Genomic DNA, 14,607 nt, shown 5'->3' with positions numbered 1-14,607 from the left:
CATAGGGAATGGATTTATGCGTATTAAACCTCTTAGCTTAGCGGTCTTACTCTCTTGCTCACTTACCTTTGCAGCTCAGGCATCACAGGAAGAGGTACCGCTTCTCGATAATACTCAATCAGCGCAGTTGATTCGTAGTACCTACGAACAGGAACTGTTCACTTTCCCGGCGTTTAAAGAGGGCCATTTTGGCTTACGCATGTACCGCCAAACATTAGATGAGAAATATCACGCTGCCATTTGGACCGACATGGCACAAGTAGCCAGCCGGTTAAACCAATTTGCTAATGAAGTCGTTGAACCAGAAGACATCATTCTCTATTCATCTCAAAGGCTGACCACGTATCAAGAGAAAGAAACCGAACGAGGTCAGCGACGCTATACCGTGACTAAACACCATCCTGAGTACCTTTATCTTGGTGTGGATTTGCTTGGCGCAATGGCAAGAGCAAACGAATATGGCCTACAACATAAACAAGACAAAACGCTGAGAAAAATTATTAGGCGCTACGATTTCTCGCGTTACGTTACGGACAAAGAGATGATAGAGGCATGGGCAGCTCAGCTTGCAAACCAAGTCTACTGGCTTCGTCAGCTAGGAGAGCAAGATGTGGTCGAGGAATTCACTCAAACCTTCCGGAACACCTACCCCGACGATAAAGATAAGATGCTTTCAGCTCAGCAGTATTGGAACAAACTCTATGGTATGACGCACATCATCTTTGCCGATTCAAAGTATTATCAGGAGCGAGTAAGCGAGAAGAAACACCAATGGATTTATGATTACTTTCGCAACAACATCGACACTATCCTACTGCGCGCCAAAGAAGACGTGATTGCGGAAGTCGGCATTTCGTTTTTGTTAGCAGGCTTGGACCATGATCCGGTCGTAAAGAAAACCCGCCAAGCCATTCGTCACGCAATCAACGCAGAAAAAGGGATGATTCCGTCGGTCGACGGTAACTTTGATCTCAAGTACGGCGAACACCGTAACGTGCTAGCCATCATGCTGCTCGATTGGAAAGGGGTACATAAAGCGCCAACTTATCAAGAGCACCCAGAGGCTTTTAAATCGATACCTTACGGCTTAATGCCCAAGCCTTAGAAATAACAAAACCCGCCATTTAGGCGGGTTTTTAGTGTGTATCTTCAATCTAAATTAGAGAGAGATAAAAATGCCCGCTAAGCACGCACTCATCAGGTTAGCGAGTGTACCAGCAGCAACCGCTTTTAGGCCTAGACTTGCAACATCTTTGCGGCGCTCAGGTGCCATCACGCCGATAGAACCCAACTGAATCGCAATTGAGCCAATGTTCGCAAAACCACACAACGCAAAAGTGATAATAATTTGAGTATGCTCAGACAGTGTCGCTTTGTGCTGCACAAAATCGATAAACGCAACAAACTCATTCATCACCACTTTCTGACCAATGTATGAACCCGCAGCTAGAATTTCGTGGCTTGGCACACCAATCAACCATGCGAGAGGTGCAAACAAATAACCAAAAATCGCTTGTAGCGTTACGCCAGAGAAACCAAGTATCTCGCCCAAGTTTTCTAGCCCCGTGTTCACCATCGCGATAACACTCACGAAAGCGATAAGCATGGTACCAACAGCAACGGCAACTTTCATACCGCCCATGGCACCGCTTGCTAGCGCATCAATAACGTTACTTTCTTCTGATTTATCTAGCTCAATATTGTTGTAATCGCTTGGCGTTTGACGCTCAGGAACGATGATTTTTGCCATCATCAAACTACCTGGTGCTGCCATAAAGCTTGCCGCGATCAAGTATTTGAGGTCGACACCCAAACCAGCATAACCACCAAGCACACTGCCCGCCACTGAAGCCATACCACCAGCCATCACGGCAAACAGTTCAGAGCGAGTCATGTTAGAAAGAAATGGACGAATAAGAAGTGGTGACTCGCCTTGAGATAAGAAAATGTTCCCTGTTGCAACCAAAGACTCTGCTTTACTCGTACCCAAGAACTTCTGGATAGCGCCGCCAATAAATTGAATCACTTTTTGCATAATGCCCAAATAGTAAAGGGCGGAGATAAGAGCACTGAAGAAGATGATGATAGGAAGGACACGGATAGCGAAGATAAAGCCAGAAGAAGCGAGGTCACCAAAGAGGAATTTAATCCCTTCATCAGCAAAGCTGAGTAGCCCCGCGACACCATTACTTAAACTCGCCAGCGCCGCTTGACCCAACGGGAAATAGAGCACCAAAGCAGCAAACCCCATTTGTAGCATCAAGGCGCGAGATACAGTTTTCCAATTAATGGAAGAACGACCCTCAGAAAGTAGGAAAGCACAACCTAGCAGTGCAACAATACCAAATAGACTAAATAGAACACTCATGAGCTGGACCTACTAAACGTTGAAAAAGAAAAAAGAGCCAAAGGAATTGGCAGAAGAAAGGGACAACGCAGCGAGTGATAACTCACTTTTAGATCCAGAATGTAGACAGAACGAATAGTTCGACATCTTATTTTTACCTTATACAAGCAATTGAACGTAGCTGGTCCGGTCCGTGGGGTCATTCACTGCTGGCGAGCATGTTGCTTGGCCTGCTCCATGTGACGGCTTGTATGGGTAAGGGTCCTGAACAACTAAACCCTAATTCCCGCTTAAACGGGACGCAAGTATAGCCAACAAAAAGAGATATTCATCACATTTATTTACGCAAACGTTCAAGCGTTCAAAATTTAGGCAAAAGTACTCTTTTGTCGTCATACCATTAATAAAAGCAAGGGCATAAGGATAGGCGTTGATGGTAAAAAACATAAAAGTGACCAATAAATACGCAATCAAACTCGAAAGAGCCAAAATTCGTCATTTTGCTCTCGCCAACAGGTGGATTTTGGTTATAATTCGCGTTGCTTCTTTCGAGGCCTCTGAGTATTCAGAGCATCATGATGCCGAGATGGTGAAATTGGTAGACACGCTAGCATGAGGTGCTAGTGCCTTTGGTGTGAGGGTTCGAGTCCCTCTCTCGGCACCATTATCCTTCTTCCCTAATTTTGTTCGAGTGTAATGCAAAGTTCTAAGCAGGCAAGACAGTCTACAGATGCTAACCAACTTCTGAGTGAGCTTGCGGTTCACGCTTTATTACACCTGCACTTTAAAATTCACGCGTCCTCGCATGGCCTCTCCCTTAAAGAACGTAATGACTTACTTCAGAAATGGCTGAAACCAAAACTGAAGAGTAATCGCTATAAGCTGATTAAAAAGCCGTTAAAGTCTTTGACTCAGCAGGCAAAAGGTGAGAACGGAAATCTGGAAGAATTACTCGAGCGCTGCGTCGGTGCAGACAAACCCAGAAATCCTCAACCCGATCTAGATAGCTACTTGCTGCTGATCAACGAGATTGAGAAGAAACTGGGGACTACCGTGTTATTATCGCGACCGGAAGACGTCGACTTATCTCACGACCAACACGGCTGTTTGCTGTGTGTGCTTTCTGAGAACTTAAATCAGCACTTCGATGATAATAACGCCCTAATCGCTCCTATTTCGATGCTGTTCCGCGGACCAATGAGTCAACGCTCACTTTTCCTTGGCAGCATTTACGCCAGTGGTACCTTCAATTATGAAGTGCAGTATCAAGACGACCAGTTCGTTCGCATCACATTAGAGTTAGCGTAACTGTAACGCTAAGAAATAAACGAATCGAAAAAGGCCGTGAAACTCGCGGCCTTTTGCTTATCTAGATTTAAACTTGAGTTAATCGATCTCTTTAAATCGAGCAGTAAAGTGGCGCAGCACTGGTGGCTCGTACTCGAAAGTGAGCCCTTTTAACTCATGTGCACGATTTTTCAGTTCGATAATCGCATCCGCAATGTAATCCATATGATCGTTTGTGTAGACACGACGTGGAATGGTCAAACGCATCAACTCAAGCTCTGACGCTTTTTGTTTACCCGTTTCCGGATCTCGACCAAGCAGCAACGATCCTATCTCTACTGCTCGAATACCCGCTTCCAAGTACAAAGCATTACACAATACCTGCGCAGGAAACTGATCCGCTGGAATATGTGGCAAAATCTTAGCGGCATCCACAAAAACCGCATGACCACCCGTTGGGTATTGAATCGGAATACCGCATTCACGTAAGCGCTCACCTAAGTATTGAACTTGGCTAATTCTATAGTGAAGAAAATCCTCATCCGCGGCTTCATACAAACCGCGAGCGAGCGCTTCCATATCACGCCCAGCCATGCCGCCGTATGTTACAAATCCTTCCATGGGTACGCAGCGCGTCTGCACCGCCTGGAACAACTCCTTATGATCACGAATACAACACATGCCACCAATGTTTACCATCGGGTCTTTCTTAGCTGACATGGTGAGCATATCACCGTACTGGTACATCTCACGGATGATTTCCAGAATCGATTTATTCTCGTAACCCGCTTCACGCTGCTTGATAAAGTAGGCGTTCTCACAGTAACGAGCCGAGTCAATCACCACTGGAATATCGTACTTGGTTGCAATCTCGTACACACTGCGCATGTTTTCCATCGACACAGGCTGACCACCGGAGCTATTACAAGTAATCGTGGTGATAATTGCACAGATGTTATGCGAACCGTGCGCTTCAATTGTTGCCACCAGCTTATCGATATCAAAATTGCCCTTCCAATCATAAGGCGTAGTGGTGTCGAATGCTTCTTCCGTTACCACGTTAATCGCTTTACCGCCATTGAGTTCAATGTGACCCGCTGTGGTATCAAAATGGTAGTTCGAGATAAATACTGGCGTTTCGCCACCACGCACCTGACGCATACGCTCAATCAAAGCGGGGAACAAAATTTGCTCGGCACCACGCCCTTGGTGTGCAGGCACGGTGAGCTTATAACCGAAGAAGTGCTCCACTGCATCACACAGGTTGTAGTAATTTCGACTCCCCGCATAGGATTCATCCCCCATCATGATGCCAGCCCACTGATTATCACTCATGGCACCAGTGCCAGAGTCAGTCAGCAAATCGATATAAACATCATCACTACGAAGAAGAAATGGATTATAGCCCGCTTCTTTTAACGCGACTTCACGGTCTGCCAAAGTCGTCATTTTGATTGGCTCAACCATTTTGATACGGAAAGGTTCTGGAATACGTTTCATTGTTAATTTCCTTATACGCATTGCCCTACGCAGTTTCACGTAAGACTAAAAAACAAATAGATAGAATGCTTTTCATGCAATTGCATTGAGGAAATCAACGAGAAGAGATTTTACTAAGAAGAGACAAGCAGTAGTCTAGGTTATACCAGAACGACAGCACCAAACGGCTATCGAGAATATCCTTTATTCTCATCGTCTTCGTCCTCCTGATAAAAATAAAAAGTCAGAAACCCCATGTCTCTGACCTTTTCAATATAGTGTAGTTTTCAATCAATTTTCAGTGAGGTCACCCTCATTTTAAGAAGGTCTCGCCCTTTTCATTCTGCGTTTGATATTACTTTCTTTGACTAAGTAATCGAAAAGTGGCGCGAATAAGTTAGCAAATAGAATCGCTAACATGATGCCTTCTGGATAAGCCGGGTTCAGCACTCGGATAAAAATCGTCATCACACCGATTAATAGTCCGTATGCCCATTTCCCGTTATTGGTAAAAGCTGCCGAGACAGGGTCTGTCGCCATAAAGAAGGTACCAAACGCAACCCCACCAATCACGAAGTGCCAGTAGAACGGCATGGAGAACATGGGGTTAGAGTCTGAACCGATCGCATTCAATAGTAATGAAGCTCCGATTAAACCGACCAACACGCCCGCAACAATTCTCCACGATGCAATCTTCATAAAGATGAGAACCAAGCCTGTTAGTGCGATCAACAACGTGGAGACTTCACCCATCGAGCCTGGTAAATTACCAACAAAAGCATCTCCCCATGAAATTGTTTGTCCTGTCATATTATTTATCAAAGCACTTTGCCCGCCTTCATACCATTGACTAAGTGGAGTAGCGCCAGAGTAACCATCAGCCGCGACCCACACAGCACCACCGGACATGTTGGCAGGATAGGCAAAGTATAAGAACGCTCGCCCTGCTAAAGCTGGATTTAGGAAGTTTCGTCCAGTACCACCGAAAATCTCCTTCGCCACAACAATACCGAAAGTGATACCTAAAGCCGCTTGCCATAGTGGAATTGTCGGGGGAAGGATCAGCGCAAAGAGTATAGAGCTGACAAAAAAACCTTCATTTACCTCATGCTTTCGCACAATAGCAAACAGAACTTCCCAGAAACCACCAACGATAAACACCGTCGCATAAACCGGGAGAAAGTAAGTAGCACCAAGCCACATTTTACTTCCCCACCCCGCTTGTGAAACCGCATCTAACGAGCCCCATACCCAACTCAGTTGCCATGAAGAAACAAGCGCTTGCTGAGCTGAGGCTTGATCCATTCCATACAACAAGGCATCACTCGCTTGCTGGCCTATGTTGTACATACCCCAGAACATGGCAGGGAAGACCGCCAACCACACCATGATCATAATACGTTTTAAATCGATGCTATCTCGAACGTGAGTCATGCCCTGGTTTACCTTACCAGGCGTGTAAAAAATGGTTTCGACAGCTTCGAAAAGTGGGTAGAACTTGTGATACTTCCCACCTGGACCAAACTTAGGTGTCGCTTTTTCAAAGTAATCTTTAAGGCTCATAACACTCCTCCTTTATCTAAAAGATGGTACGCACATGTGTAAAAAGCGATCGTTTTTTAATCTCTTCGTCTTCCTTCTTCGTATTTCACCTTGTTCGCCACTCTTCTGTCTCCTCTTTAAATCCGGCGAACAGTTTATCCAACGAAAAAGGGACCGCTCATGGACACACTCGCCATTGACCTAGCTAGATTCCAATTTGCCTTTACTGTCTCTTTCCACATTATTTTTCCAGCGTTTACGATTGGTTTGGCAAGTTATCTCGCTGTATTAGAGGGCTTGTACTTAAAAACGGGCAACAAACAGTACATGCAAATCTATAAGTACTGGCTCAAAATCTTTGCCATCAGTTTTGGTATGGGTGTGGTGAGTGGCATCGTGTTGAGCTATCAATTCGGTACTAACTGGAGCGTGTTTGCCGACAAAACAGGCCCAATCCTAGGCCCGCTAATGGGTTATGAAGTTTTTACTGCGTTTTTCCTCGAAGCTGGGTTTTTAGGCGTGATGCTTTTCGGTATGGATAAGGTAGGTAAGAAGCTTCACTTCGCCGCGACTTGTATTGTTGCATTCGGGACGTTTTTGTCTGCGTTTTGGATACTTTCGGTTAATAGTTGGATGCAAACACCAGCGGGCTATAGTATCAACGAAGCCGGACAGTTTATCCCAGAAGACTGGTGGGCGATTGTCTTCAACCCTTCCTTCCCTTACCGGCTCGTTCATATGTTGCTCGCCGCTTACCTTACTACTGCCTTTGTTGTAGCCGGCGTTGCCGCTTATCACTTGCTAAAAGCAAACCATAACCCTCTAGCCAGAATTATGTTCTCGATGGCAATGTGGATGGCTGCCATCGTGACACCAATTCAAATCGTTGCTGGAGACATGCATGGATTAAACACCCTTGAACATCAACCCGCCAAAGTTGCCGCGATGGAAGGGCACTATGAGTCTCACCAAGGCGCGCCATTGATCCTCTTCGGTATCCCTAACGATGAAGAAAAACGCATGGAATACGCACTGGAAATCCCCAAACTCGGTAGTTTGATTTTAACTCATGACCTCAACGGTGAAGTGAAGGGATTAGATGCTTTTCCAGAGGAGGAACACCCTCCTGTCTCTATCGTTTTCTGGTCTTTCCGAGTAATGGTCGCGCTTGGTTTTGGCATGCTTGTTATTGGTTTGTGGAGCCTTTGGCTAAGAAAACGTCGCAAACTTTTTGATTCGAGGGCACTTCAACGTATTTGTGTGCTGTTTGCCCCAGCGGGGTTCATTGCAGTTTTAGCAGGCTGGATAACTACCGAAGTCGGTCGACAGCCTTACACCGTATACGGTCTTTTAACCACAGCCAATTCGGCATCGCCTATTGATGCCGCCGCGGTGAGCGTCTCCCTGACGGCGTTCATCGTGGTTTACTTTGTGGTTTTTGGAGCTGGCTTCTTCTATCTCCTACGTTTGATGCGCAAGTCTCCAACTCGATATGAAGAAGGTCTAGATAGCCGACTTCCTGATGGCACGAAAACCGATGCCATCACACATTCTAACCATCTAACCTAGGAGCTTACTCATGGATTACGCATTAATTTGGTACGCTTTGATTGGGCTCGCTGTTCTGATTTATGTCGTGTTAGATGGCTTTGATCTCGGTATTGGTATCCTATTCCTCAGCGCTAATGATGATGAAGAGCGCGACATGATGATGAACAGCATCGCTCCTGTTTGGGATGGGAATGAAACTTGGCTAGTTCTTGGCGGAGGTGGGCTTTTTGCCGTGTTCCCCCTCGCCTACGCGGTCATTATGCCAGCACTCTATGCTCCCCTGATTTTAATGCTGCTCGGGTTAATTCTGCGCGGGGTTTCTTTTGAGTATCGCTTCCGAACACAACGCGGAAAGTTTTTATGGGATAGCGCTTTTTTCATTGGTTCACTCACCGCGGCATTGATGCAAGGCATTATGCTCGGAACCCTGCTCCAAGGTATAGAGGTTAGTGAACGAGCATACGCAGGTGGATGGTTTGATTGGCTTTCACCATTTAGCGTATTTTGTGGCCTGGCGCTTGTTTGTGCTTATATTCTGCTCGGTTCATGCTGGTTATTAATCAAGCTTCCAGAAGAGCTGATGGGGCGCTATTACGTGGTCGCGCGACGATGGGGACTAGCGATGGTAGCCTGTATATTCATCGCCAGTTTGTGGCTGCCATTGAGCCAAAATATCGTCTTTGAACGTTGGTTCTCATTACCAAACTCGCTACTGTTTTTCATTTTACCAATTATTGCTGCGGCACTTATTTGGCAGCTATTCAAAGCCTTACTCGATCACAAAGCCGTCCGAGCCTACGTTCTTGCGATCGGCCTGTTTCTTTTGTCCGCGATGGGTTTCGGTGTCAGTACATTCCCTTACTTGGTCCCATTCGCACTCACTTATCAAGACGTCGCCGCGCCAGATAAGAGTTTGGCATTTTTACTTGCCGGTGCGGTGGTATTACTTCCTCTGATCATAGCCTACACGGCTTATTCGTACTGGGTTTTCCGCGGCAAGATTAAACGTGGAGAAGGATATCACTGATGAAACTAAAACCCATTTTGTGGTTCATTGGCATTTGGCTGGTAAGCGTGGTCGCCTTGTTTATCATCAGTTCGTTGATACGAACTGCGATATTGTAGGCCCAGAGTCTACTGCACCACATCTGAAGCCATTGAGGTCTATACTCAAGCAAGAGTAAAACAACGGAGTGTTTTTATGACCTTAAAGCGGTTTCTGGTAACTTTGATTCCTTTGACGGTTCCACTGTTTTCACCAAATGCTTTGGCCGTAGACAAGCAGATGTCATCCGCCATGAAAAGTAAAATGCGGTCTATTTGCTCCGCAACAAACGAGCAGGGCCGTTGGCAACTTGCTGAGGCAACTCCTGACGCCAGACGCTCACTCAACATGGTGCTTTATCAAATGAATGCCGATGATAAATTGAAAGCAATTCATGAGGTGAGAACCAAAATGGTCGGCGGCACCCATTATGCGTTTGAGTTCGAGTTGCAAGATGGTCAGGTCTGGAATGCAATTGTATTGCACAGTGCCCGAGGCGATTACATGATAGAAAGACACGCCAAGAAAGGGGAACTCTGCCCTAAATAGCAATAGACACTACAACTTTACGACACAATAAAGTCGACTGATTCAGTCGCCTTTATTGTTGGTATGTTTAGGTATCGCTTCAAAAGCTTGGGAAAAGTAATAGCTTTCAACCTGAGGCCTAACTAAATCACAAGCTAACCCAAGGTCATCATTTTTTGTGAAAGGTAAATGTTCTGACACTAATTCCTGGGAATCTTTGTCCACGGTCTGGAAAGATTCAACAATTCTAAGTGGCCAGTAAGCTTTATTCTCAGTAACAAGAAAAAAGTAATATTGGAGCTGCTCTCCATGAGTCACGGCATTGTTAATTTCACTTCTAATTTTAACCACTTCGATTTTGCTACCAACACAAGTGAAGTCATATGCATCAGTAATTTCCGCTTCCTTCGCGCCCGGAGTATATACCATATAATCCGATTCAAACTTATTATCAGTCAGCAAATAACCATCGTCGACACTAGTTAACTGAAAGGAAAATGCAGGGTAATGTACTATCAAACAAGCTCCAAAAGCCCTACTTAAAAATTTCTTTGAAAATGCCTTTTTTATACAGTTCGGTAAATATCTCATGTCGTTGTCCATATGAATCTGTATTTTTATTAATAACCCTAGTAATACTATCAGTCACCGTTCTAGATGCTCCCTTATCGGCTTTTAAATATAGCTTATTCTTCAGCCAAAAAATCATAGCAGTCCTGATGGCATATTTAGGTTGAGCAACTAACTGAGGCGAAGAAGAGAAACTCGTATTTTCGTTCCAAATATTTGCGTGTATGCTTTCTGTCGCTAAATAGTTTCCTTTCCCTGTTAACTGTATCATTCCTCTACCGCGATATTTCCATCCATCTCCGGTAGTTGCATCACCATTGCCTATTTTCATGGCATAGGCATTATTTGCTATCGCTTCTTGGTTTGCTTTTTGATTGATGGCATTTTTTCTCCCGTGCTTTTCAGCTAACGCCGGCCTATTCCGATAGACTCTGAAAGTGCTTTTCAATCCTTGAACTGAATAATTCAGGTTTTCCTCCATTCTCATTCCAGGACCAACCTCTTTTGCTAATTGAGCGACAAAGTGTGACAGTCTCAGTTCACTGTCTAACTTACATTCAGAGATCTTCATAGAAAGTTCTTTGCTTATAATCACTAAATAGTCTTCTGAAACTTTAGTTTCATTCTTCCATACTTTTCTAAGGTGCTGTTTTGTAATCATAGTCCCTCCATCTGATGAAGATTAAAACTGAAAGAACAAAAAATCACCTATAAAATTTGAAGTTGACATTGTATTACGACATTTTAAAACCATTTCTTACATACTAATTACATTATTGTGCGGCAAATAACATACCAGTCAATATTCTAGAAAAGCATTCTTTTCGCTCATATATTTTAACATGGCTTTTTACTGTTAAACCGTCTCGGTTTTCGCCTCTATCTTCTCATTTACTTTATCGCAAATGTACTCTCCAATAGGCATTGCAGATGTCGCTGCTGGAGAGGGGGCGTTGCAAACGTGCAGGCTTCTGGCGCTTTCGGCAAACAAGAAGTCATGAACCAAGGTTCCGTCGGATAACACCGCTTGCGCACGAATACCCGCAGGATATGGTTTGAGATCGTCTACCTTGATGCTTGGGCAGTATTTATTGACCAGCTTGAGATAGCCCGGCTTCCACCACGAGTTCTTAAACTCATCCAATCCGGTTTTTAGATGCTTTTGTGTCACCTTCCAGAAACCGGAGAAGCTCAGCATTTGCATGGTATCTTGCAAGCTGAAGTTAACCTTGTCGTACCCTTCTCGCTTCCAGCCTTGCACCGCATTTGGACCTACGGTCACACTGCCATCAATCATGCGAGTCAGGTGGACGCCCAAGAATGGCAAGTCAGGGTCGGGAATTGGATAAATAAGATGATTCACCACTTGGTCGTGTTTGCTATCTAAGCGGTAGTATTCACCACGATAAGGGATGATTTGGAAATCGGTCGGAATAGACATCATCTTCGTCATGCGATCCGCCATCAAGCCGCTGCAAGTAACCAAGAACTTAGCATTGAGCTGCATGGTTTGACCGTCTGAAATACAGGTCAGTTGAACTTCTTCGTCCTTCTCTTCGGCAGCCACCATTTTGGTTCTCAAGCTGATTTGACCGCCGAGCTTTTTGAACTCTTCCGCCATCTGCTCAGTGACCAAACGATAGTCCACAATACTGGTGGTTTTGACATAAATCGCGCCCAATCCCGTGATGTTTGGTTCAGCCAGTTTAAGTTGAACTTCATCGAGTAGCTTTACGTCGATGCCGTTGACATGGCAGCGCTCATAGAGGGCATTCATGCGTTCGACTTCTTGCTCATTGGTCGCAACCAGTAACTTGCCACAGTTCTCCACCGGAATATCGTGCTCGGCGCAGAACGAAATGGTTCGCTCTACCCCACGCTTACAAAAATCCGCTTTTAAGCTGCCCGGTGCGTAGTACACCCCGGCATGAATCACGCCGCTATTGTGTCCGGTTTGGTGCTGGGCAAAACCGGACTCTTTCTCAACCAATAAAATGGATTTGTCTGGATGACGTTGCTGTAGTTGCCATGCTGTCGACACACCAACGATACCGCCACCAACAATGATGTAGTCATAGACTGATTTCATACGACCTCTTATAAAACCGATAGTTGAGATTGTTGCAATTTGAACTTGCGACCACTGTAAATGAACACCGCGACAAATACCGCGCAGCTTGCCACACGAACCAACATTGGGATATCGTGCCAAACTAGCAATGTACCCACCACTACCAACAAGAGACGCGTCAGAATGTTTAGAGGACCTTCCAAGTAGCCTTCAATCGCACCAATCAATGCATAGGTACCGATGATGGCAAAGAAGCCTACGGTAATTACCGACGTCACATCCCAACTGACCAAGCCTGTATAGGCAATAAGTAGCGGTACAAGATACAAACCTTTGGCGATTTTCCATGCCATCAAACCAGTGCGCATTGGCGGTGTTTTCGCGATGGTTGCCGCAGCGAATGCGGTCAAACACACTGGGGGCGTAACGTTACTGTCTTGCGATAACCAGAAGATGATGAGATGAGCAGCCAGCAATGCCAAGCCTACCGCTTCCATACCCAAACTTTGTTCTAGTAGGGTTTCCATAAAGTCCGCAGGCACTAGCGCCACCATTTCTTTCGCCGTTTCCAACGCCATTGGTGCATTAAGCAGTTCCAGCTTTTCTGGCGCCGCCAACATAAAGATGGCTTTTGCTTGTTCAGGCAATTGACCCGATACCATCAATTCAAGCAATTGGTTTTCTGCAATCAACTTGTAAAGCGCAGGGGCAGACAGTGTGCCCAATACAATATACGCCGCTGTTACAGGTAAACCCATACCCAAAACAAGAGAAGCGAGTGCAATCAAAACGATCATGATGAACAAGTCACCATTCGCCCAACCATCGATCATCAATGAGAACGTGTTGCCGATGCCTGTTGTACTGATCACGTTGATCACCAAACCAATACCCACCAGCAATACCGCGGTTGTCGCCATGTTTTTCGCGCCTTGCGAAAGTGCTTCGATGATCGCTTTTGGTCCCATCTTATGATCTTTCGAGAACCAAGACGCCACCACCACTGAGATGATCGACAAGCCCGCAGCGTAAGTCGGTGTAAAACCTTGAACCAACAAAGTAACCAATACCGCCAGTGGGATAAGATTGTGCCAACCGCTGATCAACACTTTTAATAGAGATTCATCGCTGGTCGTGATTTTTTGAACGCCGCTGCGTTTGGCTTCGATACGCACAAAGAACGCAACAGACAAGAAATAGATAAGAGCAGGAATGAAAGAAACCGCAATGATATCAACATAAGGAATTTGCGTGTAAGACGCCATGATGAAAGCACCCGCCCCCATCACTGGTGGCATCAACTGACCACCTGTTGACGCTGCAGCTTCAACACCCGCCGCAAAGCGCGAAGGGAAACCTGCTTTTTGCATTAAAGGAATACTGATAACACCGGTTGAAACCGTATTTGCCACACTAGAGCCCGATACTGAACCCATCAAACCGGAGCCAATCACTGCGATAAAACCCGGACCACCAATGATTTTGCCAGCCGCAGCACGTGCCACATTGATGATGTAATCACCGACACCAGAGCGCACAAGAAACGCACCAAACAGAATGAACATGAATACGAAAGTCCAACTGATGCGCGAGATAGAGCCAAACATGCCCTCAGAAGAATAGAAGCTACGGTAGAGCAAGGTTTCCATGCTCAAACCCGGGAAGTGGAAAATACCTGTCGCCCACTTACCCCAAAGCACAACGTAGCTCAGACACACCACAATCAGCACTGGAATAAACCAACCCATGGTGCGTCGGATAAGCTCAATCACAATCAGGATTGCCATGATGGCGAAGACCCAATCGCTGGTCACGAACTTCACACCACGTTCGTAGAGCGCATCTTCGGCATAGGGAATGTAGAGCAAACACGCGACCGCGCCCATGGCAATCAACACATCGATGCCGAGTGCAATCTTACTCTGCTTGAGAGAGATATGAGCCGGATACCAAAGCGCACAAATCACCGCAAAGCCAGCAAAGTGGGTCGCGGAAATCCATAACTCTGGTAACGTCGATAAGGTATTAAACCAAATGTGCAAAGCAGACAACACCACGCCAAACACTGTAATTGTGGTGGTTACCCACGGAAAATCAGTGCGCGTGGGCAGCTCAAACTTCTGCAATTCCTTTTCTATTGAGTCGCTCATCTCATACTCCAAGCTCTGGCGGCTTTTTCCATCTTTG

At 45.6% G+C, this 14,607-nt stretch carries 13 protein-coding genes and 1 tRNA gene; 7 read left to right on the top strand and 7 right to left on the bottom strand.

Annotated features, from left to right (window positions below):
- Positions 1 to 16: 16 nt before the first annotated feature.
- Entirely contained in the window at positions 17 to 1,105 is a 1,089-nt protein-coding gene (locus tag MTF70_RS06865) for a DUF3541 domain-containing protein (protein ID WP_017635514.1), read from the top strand.
- Between the two features lie 54 nt (positions 1,106 to 1,159).
- Here the strand turns inward: MTF70_RS06865 and MTF70_RS06860 are convergent, their stop codons facing one another.
- Entirely contained in the window at positions 1,160 to 2,368 is a 1,209-nt protein-coding gene (locus MTF70_RS06860) for a NupC/NupG family nucleoside CNT transporter (RefSeq protein ID WP_017635515.1), read from the bottom strand.
- Positions 2,369 to 2,780: 412 nt separating this feature from the next.
- On the opposite strand from MTF70_RS06860, the gene MTF70_RS06855 reads away from it, so the two are divergent.
- The 3 genes from MTF70_RS06855 to MTF70_RS06845 all read left to right on the top strand — a co-directional run bounded on the left by MTF70_RS06855 (position 2,781) and on the right by MTF70_RS06845 (position 3,655).
- On the top strand, positions 2,781 to 2,963 hold the full coding sequence (locus MTF70_RS06855) for a hypothetical protein (RefSeq protein ID WP_021035910.1): 183 nt from the start codon (positions 2,781 to 2,783) through the stop codon (positions 2,961 to 2,963).
- Positions 2,928 to 3,011: transfer RNA gene (locus MTF70_RS06850), tRNA-Leu, on the top strand. Before MTF70_RS06855 ends, MTF70_RS06850 begins: the two co-directional genes overlap by 36 nt.
- A gap of 32 nt (positions 3,012 to 3,043) precedes the next feature.
- On the top strand, positions 3,044 to 3,655 hold the full coding sequence (locus MTF70_RS06845; RefSeq protein WP_005384170.1) for a DUF2913 family protein: 612 nt from the start codon (positions 3,044 to 3,046) through the stop codon (positions 3,653 to 3,655).
- Positions 3,656 to 3,733: 78 nt separating this feature from the next.
- Here the strand turns inward: MTF70_RS06845 and MTF70_RS06840 are convergent, their stop codons facing one another.
- Positions 3,734 to 5,134, bottom strand: coding sequence for a tryptophanase (locus tag MTF70_RS06840; RefSeq protein ID WP_205461108.1), 1,401 nt, complete (start codon positions 5,132 to 5,134; stop codon positions 3,734 to 3,736).
- Between the two features lie 297 nt (positions 5,135 to 5,431).
- Entirely contained in the window at positions 5,432 to 6,676 is a 1,245-nt protein-coding gene (locus MTF70_RS06835) for an NADH:ubiquinone reductase (Na(+)-transporting) subunit B (RefSeq protein ID WP_205461109.1), read from the bottom strand.
- 159 nt (positions 6,677 to 6,835) lie between these two features.
- Between MTF70_RS06835 and MTF70_RS06830 the strand changes: the two genes are divergently transcribed.
- The 3 genes from MTF70_RS06830 to MTF70_RS06820 all read left to right on the top strand — a co-directional run bounded on the left by MTF70_RS06830 (position 6,836) and on the right by MTF70_RS06820 (position 9,800).
- A complete protein-coding gene (locus MTF70_RS06830) occupies positions 6,836 to 8,224 on the top strand; it encodes a cytochrome ubiquinol oxidase subunit I (RefSeq protein ID WP_017635517.1) in 1,389 nt (462 codons plus the stop codon).
- 10 nt (positions 8,225 to 8,234) lie between these two features.
- On the top strand, positions 8,235 to 9,233 hold the full coding sequence (cydB, locus tag MTF70_RS06825; RefSeq protein WP_065275106.1) for a cytochrome d ubiquinol oxidase subunit II: 999 nt from the start codon (positions 8,235 to 8,237) through the stop codon (positions 9,231 to 9,233).
- A 174-nt stretch (positions 9,234 to 9,407) separates the two neighbouring features.
- Positions 9,408 to 9,800: a hypothetical protein gene (locus MTF70_RS06820; protein WP_054728604.1), complete on the top strand. Its 393-nt coding sequence runs from the start codon at positions 9,408 to 9,410 to the stop codon at positions 9,798 to 9,800.
- 42 nt (positions 9,801 to 9,842) lie between these two features.
- Here MTF70_RS06820 and MTF70_RS06815 read toward each other — a convergent pair whose 3' ends face one another.
- The 4 genes from MTF70_RS06815 to MTF70_RS06800 all read right to left on the bottom strand — a co-directional run bounded on the left by MTF70_RS06815 (position 9,843) and on the right by MTF70_RS06800 (position 14,570).
- Entirely contained in the window at positions 9,843 to 10,370 is a 528-nt protein-coding gene (locus MTF70_RS06815) for a hypothetical protein (RefSeq protein ID WP_231970768.1), read from the bottom strand.
- Positions 10,315 to 11,010, bottom strand: coding sequence for a hypothetical protein (locus MTF70_RS06810; RefSeq protein ID WP_053307132.1), 696 nt, complete (start codon positions 11,008 to 11,010; stop codon positions 10,315 to 10,317). The genes MTF70_RS06815 and MTF70_RS06810 overlap by 56 nt, the downstream gene beginning before the upstream one ends.
- Positions 11,011 to 11,205: 195 nt before the next feature.
- The gene (gene lhgO / locus MTF70_RS06805; RefSeq protein ID WP_205461110.1) at positions 11,206 to 12,438 is read right to left on the bottom strand and encodes an L-2-hydroxyglutarate oxidase; all 1,233 of its coding nucleotides are present in this window, start codon (positions 12,436 to 12,438) and stop codon (positions 11,206 to 11,208) included.
- An 8-nt stretch (positions 12,439 to 12,446) separates the two neighbouring features.
- Positions 12,447 to 14,570, bottom strand: coding sequence for a TRAP transporter permease (locus tag MTF70_RS06800; protein ID WP_009705104.1), 2,124 nt, complete (start codon positions 14,568 to 14,570; stop codon positions 12,447 to 12,449).
- Between the last annotated feature and the right edge of the window lie 37 nt (positions 14,571 to 14,607).

Origin of the sequence: Vibrio sp. 2CM40D (assembly GCF_023161825.1) — a bacterium.
Lineage (GTDB): Bacteria > Pseudomonadota > Gammaproteobacteria > Enterobacterales > Vibrionaceae > Vibrio > Vibrio alginolyticus.
The sequence above is the reverse complement of the archived record's forward strand: the minus strand, read 5'-3'. Positions and strand labels throughout refer to the sequence as shown.

Excerpts from the sequence above, each read along its gene's own strand:
- MTF70_RS06865 (WP_017635514.1), top strand. The coding sequence starts at position 17 with ATGCGTATTAAACCTCTTAGCTTAGCGGTCTTACTCTCTTGCTCACTT.
- MTF70_RS06860 (WP_017635515.1), bottom strand. The coding sequence starts at position 2,368 with ATGAGTGTTCTATTTAGTCTATTTGGTATTGTTGCACTGCTAGGTTGT.
- MTF70_RS06855 (WP_021035910.1), top strand. The coding sequence starts at position 2,781 with ATGGTAAAAAACATAAAAGTGACCAATAAATACGCAATCAAACTCGAA.
- MTF70_RS06845 (WP_005384170.1), top strand. The coding sequence starts at position 3,044 with ATGCAAAGTTCTAAGCAGGCAAGACAGTCTACAGATGCTAACCAACTT.
- MTF70_RS06840 (WP_205461108.1), bottom strand. The coding sequence starts at position 5,134 with ATGAAACGTATTCCAGAACCTTTCCGTATCAAAATGGTTGAGCCAATC.
- MTF70_RS06835 (WP_205461109.1), bottom strand. The coding sequence starts at position 6,676 with ATGAGCCTTAAAGATTACTTTGAAAAAGCGACACCTAAGTTTGGTCCA.
- MTF70_RS06830 (WP_017635517.1), top strand. The coding sequence starts at position 6,836 with ATGGACACACTCGCCATTGACCTAGCTAGATTCCAATTTGCCTTTACT.
- cydB (WP_065275106.1), top strand. The coding sequence starts at position 8,235 with ATGGATTACGCATTAATTTGGTACGCTTTGATTGGGCTCGCTGTTCTG.
- MTF70_RS06820 (WP_054728604.1), top strand. The coding sequence starts at position 9,408 with ATGACCTTAAAGCGGTTTCTGGTAACTTTGATTCCTTTGACGGTTCCA.
- MTF70_RS06815 (WP_231970768.1), bottom strand. The coding sequence starts at position 10,370 with ATGAGATATTTACCGAACTGTATAAAAAAGGCATTTTCAAAGAAATTT.
- MTF70_RS06810 (WP_053307132.1), bottom strand. The coding sequence starts at position 11,010 with ATGATTACAAAACAGCACCTTAGAAAAGTATGGAAGAATGAAACTAAA.
- lhgO (WP_205461110.1), bottom strand. The coding sequence starts at position 12,438 with ATGAAATCAGTCTATGACTACATCATTGTTGGTGGCGGTATCGTTGGT.
- MTF70_RS06800 (WP_009705104.1), bottom strand. The coding sequence starts at position 14,570 with ATGAGCGACTCAATAGAAAAGGAATTGCAGAAGTTTGAGCTGCCCACG.